Genomic DNA, 13,962 nt, shown 5'->3' with positions numbered 1-13,962 from the left:
ACCCTCCCGGTGGGTCAATGGCCCGGTACGTAGCCGCGCTTCTTGTCGACCACGTTCACCAGAGATCTGCCCGCCGCCCAGCGCTCGTACAACTCCACGAACTGCGCGCCCAGTTCGTCCCGCCAGCCGGCCGTGTCGCCGCTCATGTGCGGGGAGACGACCAGCCCCGGAAACCCCCACAACGGGCTGTCCGCGGGGAGGGGTTCGGCGGCGAACACGTCCAGGGCCGCGCCCGCGATCCAGCGTCTGCGCAGCGCCTCGGCCAGGGCGTCCTCGTCGACCAGCTGTCCGCGGCCGACGTTGACGAACACCGCCGAGGGCTGCATCACCCCGAACCGGTGGGCGTCGAACATGCCGTACGTCTGCTCGGTCAGCGGCGCGGCGGCGATCACCCAGTCCGCGCGGGAGATCAGCCGGTCCAGGTCGGCCGGACCGTGGATGCCGGTCCGCGGCACGCGTCCCACCAGCGCCGTCGTCACCCCCAGGGCCTTCAGCGTGTGCGCGATCGCGCGCCCGATCGGGCCCGATCCGACGACGCACGCACGCGTACCGGCCACCCGCCGCGACTCCCGGTGCCGCCACGTTCGCGTCCGCTGCAGTTCCAGCGTGCGCGGCAGGTCCTTGGCGATGGCCAGCACCAGCGCGGCGACGTATTCGGCGACCGGCTGGTCGAAGATCCCGCGCGCGTTGGTCACCACCGTCGCGGACGCGGCCAGTTCCGGGCACATCAGATGGTCCACGCCGGCGCTCGCCGTGTGCACCCAGCGCGGCCGCGGGCCGCCCCCCGGCCAGGCCTCTCGCACGGCGGGGGAGGTGAAGTCCCACACCAGCAGCACGTCCGCCCCCGGCAGCCGCTCGGCCAGGCCGGCCGCGTCGGTGTACAGGATCCGGGCGCGACCGGTGAGGCGGCCGAGCCGGGGCGGCGGGTCGGCGTCCAGCACGAGCAGGGTGGGGCGGGTCGGGATGGGCATCGGTGGGCCGTTCCTCCCGGACAGAGGCGCACAGGTCCTCCAGGGCGGAGGCACACAGGGCATCCGACATGCGCGGATCGACCACGCTCGCACCCCCACCCACGACCGTCAACAGCACCGCCCGGCCCGATGCCGACGGTCCCGGTCCGGCCCCGCCCTGCCGCCCGTCCCGCCCCGCCGTCCCGGCCGCGTGCCTCCGGTCAGGAACCGCGTGCCCCGGACGTGCGCCTCCGGTCAGGAGCCGCGTGCCCCGGCCGCGTGTCTTCCGTCAGGAACCGCGCACCCCGGCCGCGTGTCTTCCGTCAGGAGCCGCGGGAATAACCGGAGGCACCCTTCCGTTGATGCCGGGCAGGACTGCTCAGGCAAGAAACAGGAGGCACGCACCGTGTCGGCAGACGAGATCCGCGGGGCGACGCTCGGCACCGCACCCGTACCCCTTTCCGTACTGGACCTGGTCACCGTCGGTGCGGGGAGCACGGCCACCGAGGCCCTGCGGACGAGCGTGGAGATCGCGCGGTCCGCCGAGGCGCGCGGATTCCACCGGTACTGGGTCGCCGAGCACCACTCCATGCCGGGTGTCGCCTCCTCCTCGCCCGCCGTGATCCTCGGCCACCTCGCCGCCCACACCGACCGCATCCGGCTCGGCTCGGGCGGCGTCATGCTGCCCAACCACGCCCCGCTGGTGATCGCCGAGCAGTTCGGCACGCTGGAGGCCATGGCGCCCGGGCGGATCGACCTGGGCCTCGGGCGGGCCCCCGGCACGGACGGGGCCACGGCCGCCGCGCTGCGCCGCAGCGACACCCTGAACGAGGGCGCCGACGACTTCCCGGAGCAACTGGCCGAGCTGACCCGGTTCCTGGACGACGACTTCCCCGACGGGCACCCCTACGGCCGGATCCACGCCATCCCGGGCCCGGTGCAGGGCACCACCCCGGGCGGCGTCCAGTCCCCGCACCGCCCGCCGATCTGGCTGCTCGGATCCTCCGGCTTCAGCGCCCGCCTGGCCGGCCTGCTCGGACTGCCCTTCGCCTTCGCGCACCACTTCTCCGCGCAGAACACCGTTCCGGCCCTGGACCTGTACCGGCAGACGTTCCGGCCCTCCGCGGTGCTCGACCGGCCGTACGCCCTCATCGGTGTCGCGGCCCTCGCCACGGACGAGGCGGCCGAGGCCCGCCGGCAGGTGCGGGCGGCCGCGCTGAACATGCTCCGGCTGCGCATGGGCCGCCCGGGTCTCTTCCCCGACCCGGCGGAGGTGGAGCGTTACGAATTCAGCTCCATGGAGGAGGAGTTCGTGTCCTCCTGGACCGCGAACGTCGTGCACGGCACGGCGGACGAGGTCCGTTCCGGCCTGGACGGCCTGCAGAAGCGCACCGGGGCCGACGAGTTGATGCTCACCTCACACGCCCACCGCGGCGCACTGCGGCTGCGCTCCTACGAACTGATCGCGGACGCCTACGGTTTGCCGACCGCGTAGGTCTGCACGCCCAGCAGCTCGGAGATGCGGTCCGGCGGCACCGGACGGGAGTACAGCCAGCCCTGTCCGGTGTCGCAGCCGATCCGGCGCAGCCGTGTGGCCTGCGCCGAGGTCTCCACGCACTCGGCGGTGACGGTCAGCCCGAGGCGGTGCGCCAGCTGGATCATCGCCTCCACGATGACCTCGTCGGCCGGGTTGGGCGGGGTCCCCGTGGCCGTTTCCTGGTGCTCCTCGTACTGGAAGCCGCGCACGAAGGACCCGTCCAGCTTCAGGACCGACACCGGCAGCCGGCTGAGGTAGGCCAGGTTCGAGTAGCCGGTGCCGAAGTCGTCGATGGCGATGCGCACGCCCATGTCGCTCAGGGCCTGCAGGGCCTGGAGCGGGCGGCCGGCCGAGCCCATCACGGCCGACTCGGTCAGCTCCAGCTGGAGCAGGTGCGGGGCGAGGCCGCTCTCGCCGAGGATCCGGTCGACGTCCGCCACCAGGTCGGAGTCCCACACCTGGCGTACGGCCACGTTGACGCTGACGAAGATGGGCGGCTCGCCCGGGTGGTCGAGCTGCCAGCGGCGGGCCTGACGGCACGCGGTGGACAGCGCCCAGCGGCCGAGCTGCACGATGGAGCCGTCCTCCTCGGCCAGTCCGATGAACCGATTCGGCGTCAGCGTGCCGAACTGCGGGTGATGCCAGCGCACCAGCGCCTCCACCCCGCTCAGCCTGCCGTCCTCCATACCGACCAACGGCTGGTACTCGAGGGCGAACTCGCCGCGCTCGATGGCGGGGCGCAGGGTGGAGGAGAGGGCCTGACGGGTCATGCGGTGCGCGTTGCGCTCCGGGTCGAACAGGGTCCAGCGGGCCTTGCCGTCCGCCTTCGCCCAGTACAGCGTCGTGTCGGCCGCCTGCATCAGGCCGGTGGCGGTCGTACCGGCCGCGTGCCGTTCGACGACGCCGATGGACGCGGTCAGTGACAGGCGCTGCCCGGCCAGGTCGAACGGCTCCTCCAGGGCCCTGAGCGCGCAGCCGGCCAGGTCGGAGAGCTGGTCGGTGCCGGTGGAGTCCTCCACCAGCAGGGCGAACTCGTCCCCGCCGAGCCGGGCCACCAGCGGGGTGCCGTTGCGGGCGTACCCGGCCTCGTCGGCGACCCGGGTCAGCCGCTGGGCGACGGCCGCGAGCAGCCGGTCGCCGACGCGGTGGCCGAGCGTGTCGTTGACGGCCTTGAAGCCGTCGAGGTCCAGATAGCACAGGCCGATCCGTCCGGTGCCGCCCTGTTCGTACGACTCCGCCTCCAGCGCGGCCGACAGGCGTTCGAAGAACAGGGTGCGGTTGGGCAGCCGGGTCACCGGGTCGTGCATCTGCAAGTGCCTGAGGCGCGCCTGGAGTTCGCGGTGCGCGCTGACGTCGGTGACCGACAGCAGCACGCCCGGAGCGCCGTCGGCCAGCGGCGCGACGGTGACCTGCGCCCACACCGAGGTGCCGTCGCGGTGCTTCAGGCGCCGGGTGCAGCGCAGCCTCGCCTGCCGGCCGCCCAGCACCTCCCGGTAGGCGTGCCGGGTACGGGTGTCGGCGGCCAGGTCGACCAGATCGGCCGCAGGCCTGCCGGTCAGTGCCTCGGGGGCGGCGCCGAGCAGCTCGCCGAAGGCGGCGTTGGCGCTGACGACGAGTCCCTCGGCGTTCACGACGGCCATGGCGAGCGGGGCGGCCGCGAAGACACGATGGTAGGGGGTAGGGTCACTGTCTGTTACGGCTGACCGGTCGAGGTCTGCCGCGGGCGTCGGCCCTTCGGACGTTCCGCTCACCGCTCGCTCCCGCAGTGCACTCGATCTCTGTCCGTGCCGGAAAGTGTGCCGATCATAGAGGCTGGCCCCGAGCCCTTCCAGCCACTCACCAGTGTCCCGGATCGCCCCACCGTTCTGACAGATCGTTTCTGCCCGCACCTGGACCGGTTCTTCAAGCCCACGACCACTTGTGACGTTCCGTGAGTGATTCGGGGTGTCGTCCGCAGGTGTGGCGCGTGCGCGCAAACGGGCGTACTCACCCTTCTGGTTCAGATGAACAGTGCATAACATCGGAAATAACCACAATCTGGATGCTGCGCCCTTCGGCGTTCCACGAACCGCATCCGGAGGTCATTTCCGTGCCCAAGCTGCGCAGCACCGCCGCCGTGGCCACCACGATGTCGGCGCTCGCCGCGACCTCGATCCTCACCGGCCCGTCGGCCGCCGAGCCCTTCTCGACGACCGCCTGCGCGCTGCACCGCACCGAGGCCCACCACTCCGAGGGCGTGGACGCCTGGAACCCCGCCTACACCCGCCCGGTCGGTTCGCTCGACGCCGTCCTGATCTTCCTGTCCTTCCCGGACGCCACCCCGCACACCACCCCCGACGAGCTGACCGCCGACCACTTCCCGGCCACCAGCCGCTTCTTCCAGCAGGCCTCCTACGGCAGGTTCACCCTGCGCCCGCATCCGCTGAAGCGCTGGCTGCGCATGCCGAAGCCGTCCACGGCGTACGCCATGAAGCGGGACTGGAGCGAGACCGACCGCGCCGCCTACCTGCGCGACGCCTTCGCCGCGGCCGACCGGCAGGTCGACTTCTCGCGCTTCGGTGTCGTCTACCTCGTCGCCGACCCGGACGCGCCCGGCGTGGACTCCGACGCGACGAAGGTCGTCAACCTCGACACCCCCGAGCGTCTGGACGGCACCGACGTCCGCCGGGTCGTCACCGTCTTCGAGAGGCACCCGCCCGACCGGCTGGTCCTGGCCCACGAGACCGGTCATGTCTTCGACCTCCCCGACCTCTACCACCGACCCACGGACGGTGAGGGCGACTGGGACACCTACGTCGGCGACTGGGACCTGATGGGCAGCCAGTTCGGTCTCTCCCCGGACCTGTTCGCCTGGCACAAGTGGAAGCTGGGCTGGCTGGATCCGCGCCAGGTGGCGTGCGTGCGGGGGACGTCGGCGACCCGGCTGACCCTGGAGCCGCTGGCCGCCGGGCCCGGTGTCCCGGTGCGGAGCGCGGCCGGCGCCCCGGCGTTCGGCCTCGGCGGCGGCACCAAACTGGCGGTCGTGCGCACCGGCCCGGACAGCGCCCTGGCCGTCGAGGCGCGCGGCTCGGCGGGCAACGACCGCACGGCCTGCCGGCAGGGCATCCTGGTCTACCGCGTCCGCGGCGATGTCGAGTCCGGTGCCGGCTCGGTCCAGGTGGTGGACGCCCATCCGCGCTCCCAGGCCTGCTGGGAGAACTCCGTCTACCCGCCCCTGGCCGATGCCCCGCTCGCCCTCGGGGAGAGCTTCACGGTGCCGCAGGACGGGGTGAAGGTGGAGGCGGAGGGGCGTACGGCGTCGGGAGCGTGGACGGTGAAGATCACGCCGGAGCTGCCGGGCTGAGCTGCCGGGCTGAGCTGCCGAGCCGAGCTGCCGGGCTGAGGCTGAGTTGCCGGGCTGTGAGGGGGCTGTCCGGGTGGGAGCGGGCCGCACCGCCGGGTGAGTGTCCAGGCATACGAGAACGGCCGACAAGTTTCTTGCGAAACCTGTCGGCCGTTCCCTCGCGTGCGCCGCCAGGGACTCGAACCCCGGACCCGCTGATTAAGAGTCAGCTGCTCTAACCAACTGAGCTAGCGGCGCCTGCTGACGTCGTAGACATTAGCATCCTGATCGGCGGGAGGAAAAATCGATATCCGCGTCCACGAGCGGGCCGCCCGTACCGCCGCCCACAGCAGCACCTCGGGGCCGGGCAGCCACGGGTGCCGGGTGTCGGGGGCGACCAGCCAGCGGGAGCCCCCGGGAGTGGGGCCAGGGGTGGAGCCGGGGGAGCCGTCGCCGCAGGGTGCGGGGACCGTCACCGCGTCTCCGGTGCCGTGGCACAGCAGCGGCGGTACGGCCTCCGTACGGCTGCCGGCCGCCCCCCACTCCTCCCAGGTCAGCAGCGAGGGCAGGCGCTGGGCGGTGCCCGGTGCGGCGAACAGCAGCATGCGGCCCCGGTGGACCGCGACCGGTCCGGCGCCCGGCCCCTCTTCCCACAGCCGGTCCAGCATCCGGCGGCCGAAGACCGCCGGGGCGTTCACCACGTCGAAGACGGTGCCGCAGGGCAGCACGACCGGAGCGTCCGGACACTCCTCCCACAGGGCGCGCGTGCTGCGCGGGAAAGCGCCGGCGGAGGCGAGCCAGGCGGCCCCGTCGGCGGTGGCGGAGGTGACGTTCGGTGCGCTGCTCATGTCGTCAAGATGTACCCGCCGTGAGCGCGCGCTTCCCCTGGGTTGCGGAAAACCGGGACAGGAGGGGGCGGGGGGCAGTATCTTGCCCACCTGGCATATGCCGGGCGGGCGGTCGGACAAGGGCGGTCAGGGCGGTCAGGGCGGTCCGGCAGAGGCGGACCGGGGCCGCTCCGCCGGACCTGGCCGGGGCTAGGGCCTCTCTTCCGGATCTTGCCGGGGTCGCGGGGTCTGGCACGCACTCCCCCAAGCTCTGCGAGCAGGGGGTACCCCCAGCGGCGTTGTCGTCACTCTCCCCCAAGCTCTCGGCTTCGCTCGAGCAGGGAGGGACCCCCATCGCGCCGCGTCGACTCCCTCCTCCGCCTTGCAGCTGCACGCACCAGACCCCGCTCGGGTCGGCCGGAAGGCACCGCAGACCGGAGCCGGCCTGATCCGGAAGAAAGGCCCTAGACCGGATCGACGGGGGTACGGCCCTCGGCGTCGGCTCCGCGCAGCAGGTCGCGCCCGAACTCCACCATCTTCTTCGCGTAGTCCTCGGTCCACTCCGCCCGCTCGGCGATGTCCGCCGGGGTCAGCCGGTCGAAGCGGCGCGGGTCGGCGAGCTGGGCCGCGGCGACGGCCTGGAACTCCATCGCCCGGTCGGCCGCCGCGCTGAACGCCTGGGCCAGCTCCGTGGCCCGCGCCAGCAGAGCGCGCGGATCGTCGATCGACTCCAGGTCGAAGAAGTGCTCCGGATCCGCGGCCGCCTCCACGGGCTCGAAGACCAGGGACGCGGGGCGTAGCCGCGGTTCGTTCCGACGCGGCGTGGGCTCCGCCATGTCTTAATCTCCTCCTCGCACGGTTGCGGTCGGCGCCTCCCGTCAGGTGGGCCACCGTCCATTGTCTCGCGCGGACGCAAGAGGACCCCGGCGCTTCCGGAACCGCGCGGGGGTCCCTTTTCAGGGGCGCCAGGGCACCCGGTGTTCCGCCAGGTGCGCGAGGACCGCGTGGTTGGCCTCCCAGCCGTCGGGGCTGTGTTCTTCGGCCGTCTGCGGCGGCGTGCCGGACTCCGTCCGGAGGATGGGCGGGGTTGCCGGGGGCGGGGTGGGGAAGCACCGTCGGCCCGGTCAGGGGCGCCAGCTCACCCGGTGTTCCGCCAGGTGTGCCAGCACCGCGTGGTTGGCCTCCCAGCCGTCGGGAAACTTCACCAGCGTTCCCAGCTGGACCGGTTCCGTGGACGGGTAGTCGTCCAGGAGGTCGCCGACGCCCGCGCGGCAGACCACGATGCAGGCGTGGCGGTGGCGGGACGCCAGGACGCACAGGCGGCCGGTCTCCAGGTGGAAGGCGGTGGCGTCGGGGCGCCCGGAGAGCGGGTGGAGGACGACCGTGACGTCGTACTCGCGGCCCTGGAGGCGGTTCGCGGTGTCGACCGTCACGTCCGCGACGCCGAGATCCGCCAGCGCCGCGCGCACCGCCGCCGCCTGGTCGCGGTGGGCGGTGCCGACGGCGATGCGGTCGGCGGTGAGCGGAGCGGGGTCCGACGAGCGTTCGGACACCGACGCGCCGCCGCGGTCCAGCAGGCGCCGTACGACCGCCGCCACCGCCCGCATCGCCTCCGGATCGGTGCGCGGGGTGTGCCGGGCGGGCAGCTCCAGCAGGCCCCAGCCGGATTCCGCGGCCTCGTCGATCACCCGGTCCGGGCCCGTGCCGTCCGAGGGGACGGCGAAGGACAGCCGGCGGTCGCCGTGACCGGTGCCGCTGCGGAACGGGGTGTACGGGTAGAAGGCGTCCGAGACCAGCGGCGCCGCGGAGGCCGGCAGCCGCCAGGAGACCGGCAGCCGGTGCTGGGGCAGCCCCGGGTTGTGCGCGAGCAGCGTCGTCACGGCGGAGGCCGACGGGTCGTACGACAGGCCCGCCCACTGCTCGCTGCCGACGATCGCGAACGGGTCCAGCTGACCCGGGTCGCCCACGAACAGTGCCCGCTCGAACAGCCCGGCCACGGCCAGCAGGGAGTCCGAGCGCATCTGGTAGGCCTCGTCCACGATCGCGTGCCGCCACGGCTCGTCCACCGTGACGTGCGCCCACTTCGCGGCCGTGGACAGGACGACGGGAAGGCCGCCGAGGTCGGCCGCCTTCGCCGACGGGCGGACGTTCGGGAGTTCGTCCAGTGCCTTGTCGTAGGCGTCGGTGTCGCTGCTGTGCAGCCGGCCCACCGGCAGGTCGGGGTTCTTCTCGGCGAGCCGCAGGACCAGGTCGTCCACCTGGGCGTTGGTCTGCGCCACGACCATCAACGGGCGTCCGGCGTCGGCCAGTTCCAGGGCGGCGCGGACCACCAGCGTGGACTTGCCCGCGCCCGGCGGGGAGTCGACCACCACGCCCCGCTCGGTGCCGTGCAGGGTGTCGTGGAGGATCGCGTCCGTGGCGCGTGCCGCCGCGGCCCCGGGGTCGAAGTCGACGGTCGTCACAGGACGTCCTCCTCGGTCATGGTGTCGGCGGCCTCCGGCACGGACTCGCCCGGCGGTCCGCCGTGCGTCCACGGGGTCTCCTCCGGGTCGGGCAGCTTCGCCCCGCCGCGCTGCTCGTGCTCGAAGAGGGTGAAGCAGAGCGTGTCGCCCTTCTCCGGCACCGAACCGGCCGCGGGCTCCTTGCCCCGGCCCATCTTGTCCACGATCCGCAGGACGACGGAACCGCCACTGCCGCTGTGACCGCTGCTGCTGTGACCGCTGTGGCCACTGTGATCGTCGGGGCCGTCGGGGCTGTCGGGGGCGTCGGGGCTGTCGGGGGCGTCGCCCTCGGCCGCCTCCCAGCCCACGAACTCCGCCGCCTGCGGCTTGCCGCCCAGCGAGCGGTACACCTTCGCGCGCTCCGCCAGATGCGGCCGGTCGTCCGTCCGGACGGTCACCAGCGGGCGCGGGCTCGGCCGCTTGCCCTCGCTGTACGCCATGACGACATCGGTCACCTCGCCCGCGAAGGCCTCACCGGCCAGCCGCCGCCCCGCCATCACCAGCGGGTCGTCCAGCGCCTCCTGCGCCTCCAGCCGGGCCTGCTCGCGCTCGCGCGTGGCGAGCTTGTTCGCCGCCGTCACCGCGTCGTCGCGGCGCGGCTGAGGGGGCTCGCCGGCCACGACCCGGTCGCGGTGGCCGGTGAACGACCAGCGGTCCCTGGTCCACCGCTCCACCACGTGCCCGCCCTCCGGCAGCGCCCGCAACAGGTCCAGGCCCCGCCACACCGCGTCCCAGGTGGGCCGCGTACGACTCTCCACCAGGTCGCGGATGTGCCGCTCGGCCGCGGTGAGCGCGGCCAGCCGGTCGTCGGCCTCCAGAGCGTCCTCGGCGGCGGCCAGGGCGGTACGCGCGCGGTCGTAGCGCTCGATCGCCGGGGCCAGCAGCTTGTTGTCGAAGGCGGGGTCGGTGGCCGGTCCGGCCGGCGGGCACAGCAGCTGGCCGTCGGCGTCGCGCGCGAGTTCGGCCCGGTGGGCGGCCTCGGCGCCGGACACCGCCCGCCGGGGGTCCCCCGGGTCCGCCGGAGGATCGATCCAGGCGAGGAGCGCGCCCAGGTGCTGGTCCTCCAGACCGGACTGGCCGGTCGCCCAGTGCCGGGTCAGCACCTCGGTGAGGGCCAGCAGGAGGGACGAGCCGGGCACCCGGGACCGCTCCCCGTAGTGGGTCAGCCAGCGGCCCAGCAGCGGGACCCGGGGCGGCGCCGGGTACGGCGTCTCCGGGTCCTGCTCGGCGGTGCGCCGGAACCGCATGGACCGGCCGAGCAGCCGTACGAGGTCCAGGCCCGCCCGGCTCGGCACCACCAGCTGGGGCGCGTCCGCGCACAGCTCGGCCTCGACCTTGACCCGCTTGCCCGTCTCCGGGTCGGTCTCGGTGCGCTCGGCCGCCTCGACGTCGTCGGCGTGGGCGTCGATGTACGGCAGGACGACGTCGGCGAGTTCGGTGAGGAACGCGAAGCGCAGGTCGCGGTCACGGGGCTGCGGCACCACCAGCAGACGCGGGGCGTCCCGGTCGGTGCCGACCAGCGCGCCGAGCGGGGCACCGGCCTCACCGGCGGTGGTCAGCGGCACGAACACCAGCGGCCGGTCGGACAGATGGCGGTGCCGGACGGTCGCGGCGGGCTGGGCCCGGCCGGTGCTGACGGCCTCCAGACGGGCCAGGGTGGTGATCAGGGACACGGGGTCGCCTCCGCGAGAGCCTCGGTGCGCGGGGTGGCCGTCGAGGGGGTGCCGGCCTGGTCGGTGGTGGTGGGCGAGATGGCCGTCAGGGACACGGCAGCGCCTCCGCGGTGGCCCCCGGGGGTGCGGAGGCTGCGGCGGGGGTGGCAGTGGTGCCGGTGGGCGGGGTGGTGGACGGTGCAGTCTGCGGGCTTCGGGTGGGCCGGGGTTGAGGTCAGGGGCACGGCAGCGCCTCCCCGGGGGCCTCGGTACGCGGGGCCACGACCCGGAGTGCCTCGGCGCGGAGGGCGGCAGCCCGGCGCAGGGCCGCCACCGCCGGGTCGTCCGGGTCGCCGCTCTCGCCCCGGGCCGCCGCGAGGACGTCGGTGACCGTGGTCAGGCCGCCCAGTTCGGCGCGCAGGGGGCGGCCGAGCCGGGTCACGGCGTCGGCCGCGCGGGAGCGTTCCCTGCAGTGGAAGGCCAGTTCGCAGGCCGACAGGCACTCCGGCGCGTACGCGGCCGGGACCGCCCCGACGGCGGCCGTCAGCTCCTCGGCCGGCCGGTCCGGCGCGAAGCAGACGCCCTCGGGCAGGTCGTCGGCGATCTCCTCGACCCGGGTGAGCCGGGCCAGCTGCCGGGCGGTGACCGCGCGCTGCTTGCGCACGTCGACCACGGAGGCGGTGGCGAGGTTGGAGAAGTCCTTCGGGCACACCAGCAGCACCTGGTGGCGGACTTGGGGGGCCGGGTCGAGCCGGGCCGCGACCTGCTCCAGCGCCAGCACGTACACCGCGGCCTGCCGGGCGGCCGCGCCCACCTTCGCCGGGTCCGCCGCCCCGTCCAGCATCGGGAACGACTTGATCTCCACGACCGTCCAGACGCCGTCCGGATGCACCACCACCGCGTCCGGCTCCAGGAACGCCGGCGAGCCGGCCACGTCCAGGGCCAGCATCGGGTGGTCCAGCAGCGTCCAGCCGCCCGAGTCCACGGCCTCGCGCAACGCCAGCGCCGTACGGGCCGTACGCCCCTCGGGGCCGGGCGCGCCCAGGTCGGGCACGGCGGCGGCCGAGGCGGGCGGCTCGGCGCCCGGGTCCAGCCGGGAGTGCGCGAGGCGCAGCAGCTCCGCGCCGCCGTCCGCCTTCACCCGTGCCTCGAACGCGTTGCCCCGGGTCAGGGCGAACTGCGACTGACCGAAGGCCGACGGCGCGCCCAGCGCGCTCGCCAGCGCCGCCTTGTCCACTCCGGCGCCGTCCAGGATCGCGCGCCTGTGGCACCCCGGGTTCGCCGCGAGCGCCGCGAGGGCGCGCGCGTCCAGGGCCTTGGCCGGTACGTCGGGACCGCGCAGCTCAGCGAGCCGGTGTCGGAGCGCCTTCGCCCGCGTCGCTGGGGGAGGCGTCCGGTTCGGCCGCGGCGCCGAGCCGCGACTCGCGCTGCCGTGGAATTCGCTCACCCGCGGAAGTCTGGCATCCGCCACTGACAATCGGGGCGTCCGCGTCGTCCGGGACGGCCGTGACCGCGAGGGTACGGGGGTACGGGCGGGCCTGCAGGCGGGCCCGCACCAGATCGGCCGCGCGCATCAGACGCGGCGCGATCAGGAACCCGGCGCCCATCACCGCCACGCCCGCGACCGCGTCCAGGAAGTAGTGGTTGGCGGTGCCCATGACGATGATCGCGGTCAGCAGCGGGTACAGGACGCCGAGGACCTTCGCCACGCGCGTGCCGCCGTGCCGCCACAGCATGACCCCGCACCACAGCGCCCAGCCGACGTGCAGGCTCGGCATCGCGGCGTACTGGTTGGTCATGGCGCCCATGCCGCGCGGCGCGCTGGCCTCGCCGCCCCACCAGCCGTACGCGCTGTAGTGGGCCATGGTGTCCACGAACCCGTGGCCCGCGGAGAGCAGGCGGGGCGGGCAGGTGGGCAGCAGGGTGAAACCGATGAGGCCGAGGAAGGTGGACGACATCAACCAGGTGCGGGCCGCCCTGTAGTGCGCGGCGCGGGTCCTGAACAGCCAGACCAGGATCGCGGGCGTCACCAGGTAGTGCAGCGAGGCGTACCAGAAGTCGGCCGGCACGCCCAGCCAGGGCTCGCGCGTGAACAAACGGTTCAGCGGGTGCTCGGCGTTGAGGTGCAGGGCCTGCTCGAAGCGCAGGATCGCCAGGCCGTGGTCGACGGCGCCGCCGACGTTTCCGCGCGCGAGGAGGCGGCCGGCCGAGTAGCAGCCGTAGACCAGCAGTATCAGTGGCAGTTCGGTCCACCAGCGCAGCCGGGGTCGAGGGGTCACCTCGGTGCCCGGTGTCTCGGTCGCCGCCATCCGATCGCCCTCCCCCTTCTGCTGTTGCGTTCCGCCGCTGCCGTGCGGCGCGCCCGTCCGGGCGACCGTGTCACCCTACGGTGTCCCGATCGCCGTGAGTACGGGCTCCAGCACTCAAAGACGCGGAGATCGCCCGGCGGGTTGCCCCGGTCCGGGGTGCGCGATGATGGAGGGATCCGGCCTCTGGTCTCCCCTGTTCTCTCCTTCGGAAGGTCACCCATGGCACCGCGCATCCTGCTGGCCCGGCACGGACAGACGGAGTGGTCGCTGTCCGGCAAGCACACCGGCAGGACCGACGTACCGCTGCTGGAGGAGGGCCGCCGGGGTGCCAAGCTGCTCGGCGAGCGCCTGCACCGGGCTCCCCTGGACGGGCTGTCGGCGGCCGAGGTGCGGACCAGTCCGCTGGTACGCGCGCGTGAGACGTGCGAGCTGGCCGGGTTCGGTGGGCGGGCGGAGACCTGGGACGCGCTGATGGAGTGGGACTACGGCGCGTACGAGGGCATGACGCCCGCGGAGATCCAGGCCGTGCGGCCCGGCTGGCTGATCTGGCGGGACGCCGTCCCCGGGGGCGAGAGCCTCGCCGAGGTCACCGCCCGCGCGGACGAGGTGGTCTCCTGGGCCCGCTCCGCCGACCGCGACGTCCTGATCTTCGCCCACGGCCACATCCTGCGGTCCATCGGTGCCCGGTGGCTGGGCCTGCCGCTGGACTTCGCGGCGCGGATCCGACTGAACCCGACCTCGCTGTCGGTGCTGGGCTGGGCCTACGGCGAACCGGCGATCGAGAGCTGGAACGACACGGGACACCTGACGGCCTGACCCGAACCACCCGGCTGGGGGCGCGGGGAACTGCGCGACCAGCCACCA

General features: G+C 73.9%; 12 protein-coding genes and 1 tRNA gene. 3 read left to right on the top strand and 10 right to left on the bottom strand.

The features are described 5' to 3' along the window. Positions 1-14 precede the first annotated feature (14 nt). The gene (locus OIB37_RS14585) at positions 15-971 is read right to left on the bottom strand and encodes a D-2-hydroxyacid dehydrogenase (protein ID WP_330458021.1); all 957 of its coding nucleotides are present in this window, start codon (positions 969-971) and stop codon (positions 15-17) included. Positions 972-1,356: 385 nt separating this feature from the next. Here OIB37_RS14585 and OIB37_RS14580 point away from each other — a divergent pair, with 385 nt between their 5' ends. Beyond that, on the top strand, positions 1,357-2,445 hold the full coding sequence (locus OIB37_RS14580; RefSeq protein WP_330458020.1) for an LLM class flavin-dependent oxidoreductase: 1,089 nt from the start codon (positions 1,357-1,359) through the stop codon (positions 2,443-2,445). Here OIB37_RS14580 and OIB37_RS14575 read toward each other — a convergent pair. Beyond that, a complete protein-coding gene (locus OIB37_RS14575) occupies positions 2,424-4,238 on the bottom strand; it encodes a putative bifunctional diguanylate cyclase/phosphodiesterase (protein WP_330458019.1) in 1,815 nt (604 codons plus the stop codon). The genes OIB37_RS14580 and OIB37_RS14575 overlap by 22 nt on opposite strands. Positions 4,239-4,528: 290 nt before the next feature. On the opposite strand from OIB37_RS14575, the gene OIB37_RS14570 reads away from it, so the two are divergent. Beyond that, complete coding sequence (locus tag OIB37_RS14570; RefSeq protein ID WP_330458018.1) at positions 4,529-5,830, top strand: M6 family metalloprotease domain-containing protein; 1,302 nt, start codon at positions 4,529-4,531, stop codon at positions 5,828-5,830. A 163-nt stretch (positions 5,831-5,993) separates the two neighbouring features. On the opposite strand, the gene OIB37_RS14565 is transcribed toward OIB37_RS14570, so the two are convergent. The 8 genes from OIB37_RS14565 to OIB37_RS14530 all read right to left on the bottom strand — a co-directional run bounded on the left by OIB37_RS14565 (position 5,994) and on the right by OIB37_RS14530 (position 13,098). Further along, positions 5,994-6,067, bottom strand: a tRNA-Lys gene (locus tag OIB37_RS14565). Further along, on the bottom strand, positions 6,058-6,657 hold the full coding sequence (locus OIB37_RS14560) for a bifunctional DNA primase/polymerase (protein ID WP_330458017.1): 600 nt from the start codon (positions 6,655-6,657) through the stop codon (positions 6,058-6,060). Before OIB37_RS14560 ends, OIB37_RS14565 begins: the two co-directional genes overlap by 10 nt. A 443-nt stretch (positions 6,658-7,100) precedes the next feature. Next, positions 7,101-7,472 carry a hypothetical protein gene (locus OIB37_RS14555; protein ID WP_330458016.1) on the bottom strand — a complete coding sequence of 124 codons (372 nt, stop codon included), beginning with the start codon at positions 7,470-7,472 and terminating at the stop codon, positions 7,101-7,103. A 288-nt stretch (positions 7,473-7,760) separates the two neighbouring features. Continuing rightward, on the bottom strand, positions 7,761-9,098 hold the full coding sequence (locus OIB37_RS14550) for an AAA domain-containing protein (protein ID WP_330458015.1): 1,338 nt from the start codon (positions 9,096-9,098) through the stop codon (positions 7,761-7,763). Further along, a complete protein-coding gene (locus OIB37_RS14545) occupies positions 9,095-10,810 on the bottom strand; it encodes a hypothetical protein (RefSeq protein ID WP_330458014.1) in 1,716 nt (571 codons plus the stop codon). Before OIB37_RS14545 ends, OIB37_RS14550 begins: the two co-directional genes overlap by 4 nt. Then, entirely contained in the window at positions 10,801-11,034 is a 234-nt protein-coding gene (locus tag OIB37_RS14540) for a hypothetical protein (RefSeq protein WP_330458013.1), read from the bottom strand. Before OIB37_RS14540 ends, OIB37_RS14545 begins: the two co-directional genes overlap by 10 nt. Continuing rightward, positions 11,025-12,236, bottom strand: coding sequence for a hypothetical protein (locus OIB37_RS14535; RefSeq protein ID WP_443058151.1), 1,212 nt, complete (start codon positions 12,234-12,236; stop codon positions 11,025-11,027). Before OIB37_RS14535 ends, OIB37_RS14540 begins: the two co-directional genes overlap by 10 nt. Continuing rightward, complete coding sequence (locus OIB37_RS14530) at positions 12,133-13,098, bottom strand: phosphatase PAP2 family protein (RefSeq protein ID WP_330458012.1); 966 nt, start codon at positions 13,096-13,098, stop codon at positions 12,133-12,135. Before OIB37_RS14530 ends, OIB37_RS14535 begins: the two co-directional genes overlap by 104 nt. 219 nt (positions 13,099-13,317) lie before the next feature. On the opposite strand from OIB37_RS14530, the gene OIB37_RS14525 reads away from it, so the two are divergent. Next, the gene (locus OIB37_RS14525; RefSeq protein ID WP_330458011.1) at positions 13,318-13,914 is read left to right on the top strand and encodes a histidine phosphatase family protein; all 597 of its coding nucleotides are present in this window, start codon (positions 13,318-13,320) and stop codon (positions 13,912-13,914) included. Positions 13,915-13,962 lie beyond the last annotated feature (48 nt).

The organism is Streptomyces sp. NBC_00820, assembly GCF_036347055.1.
Taxonomy (GTDB): Bacteria; Actinomycetota; Actinomycetes; order Streptomycetales; family Streptomycetaceae; genus Streptomyces.
This window is presented reverse-complemented; position numbering and strand designations above follow the sequence as displayed.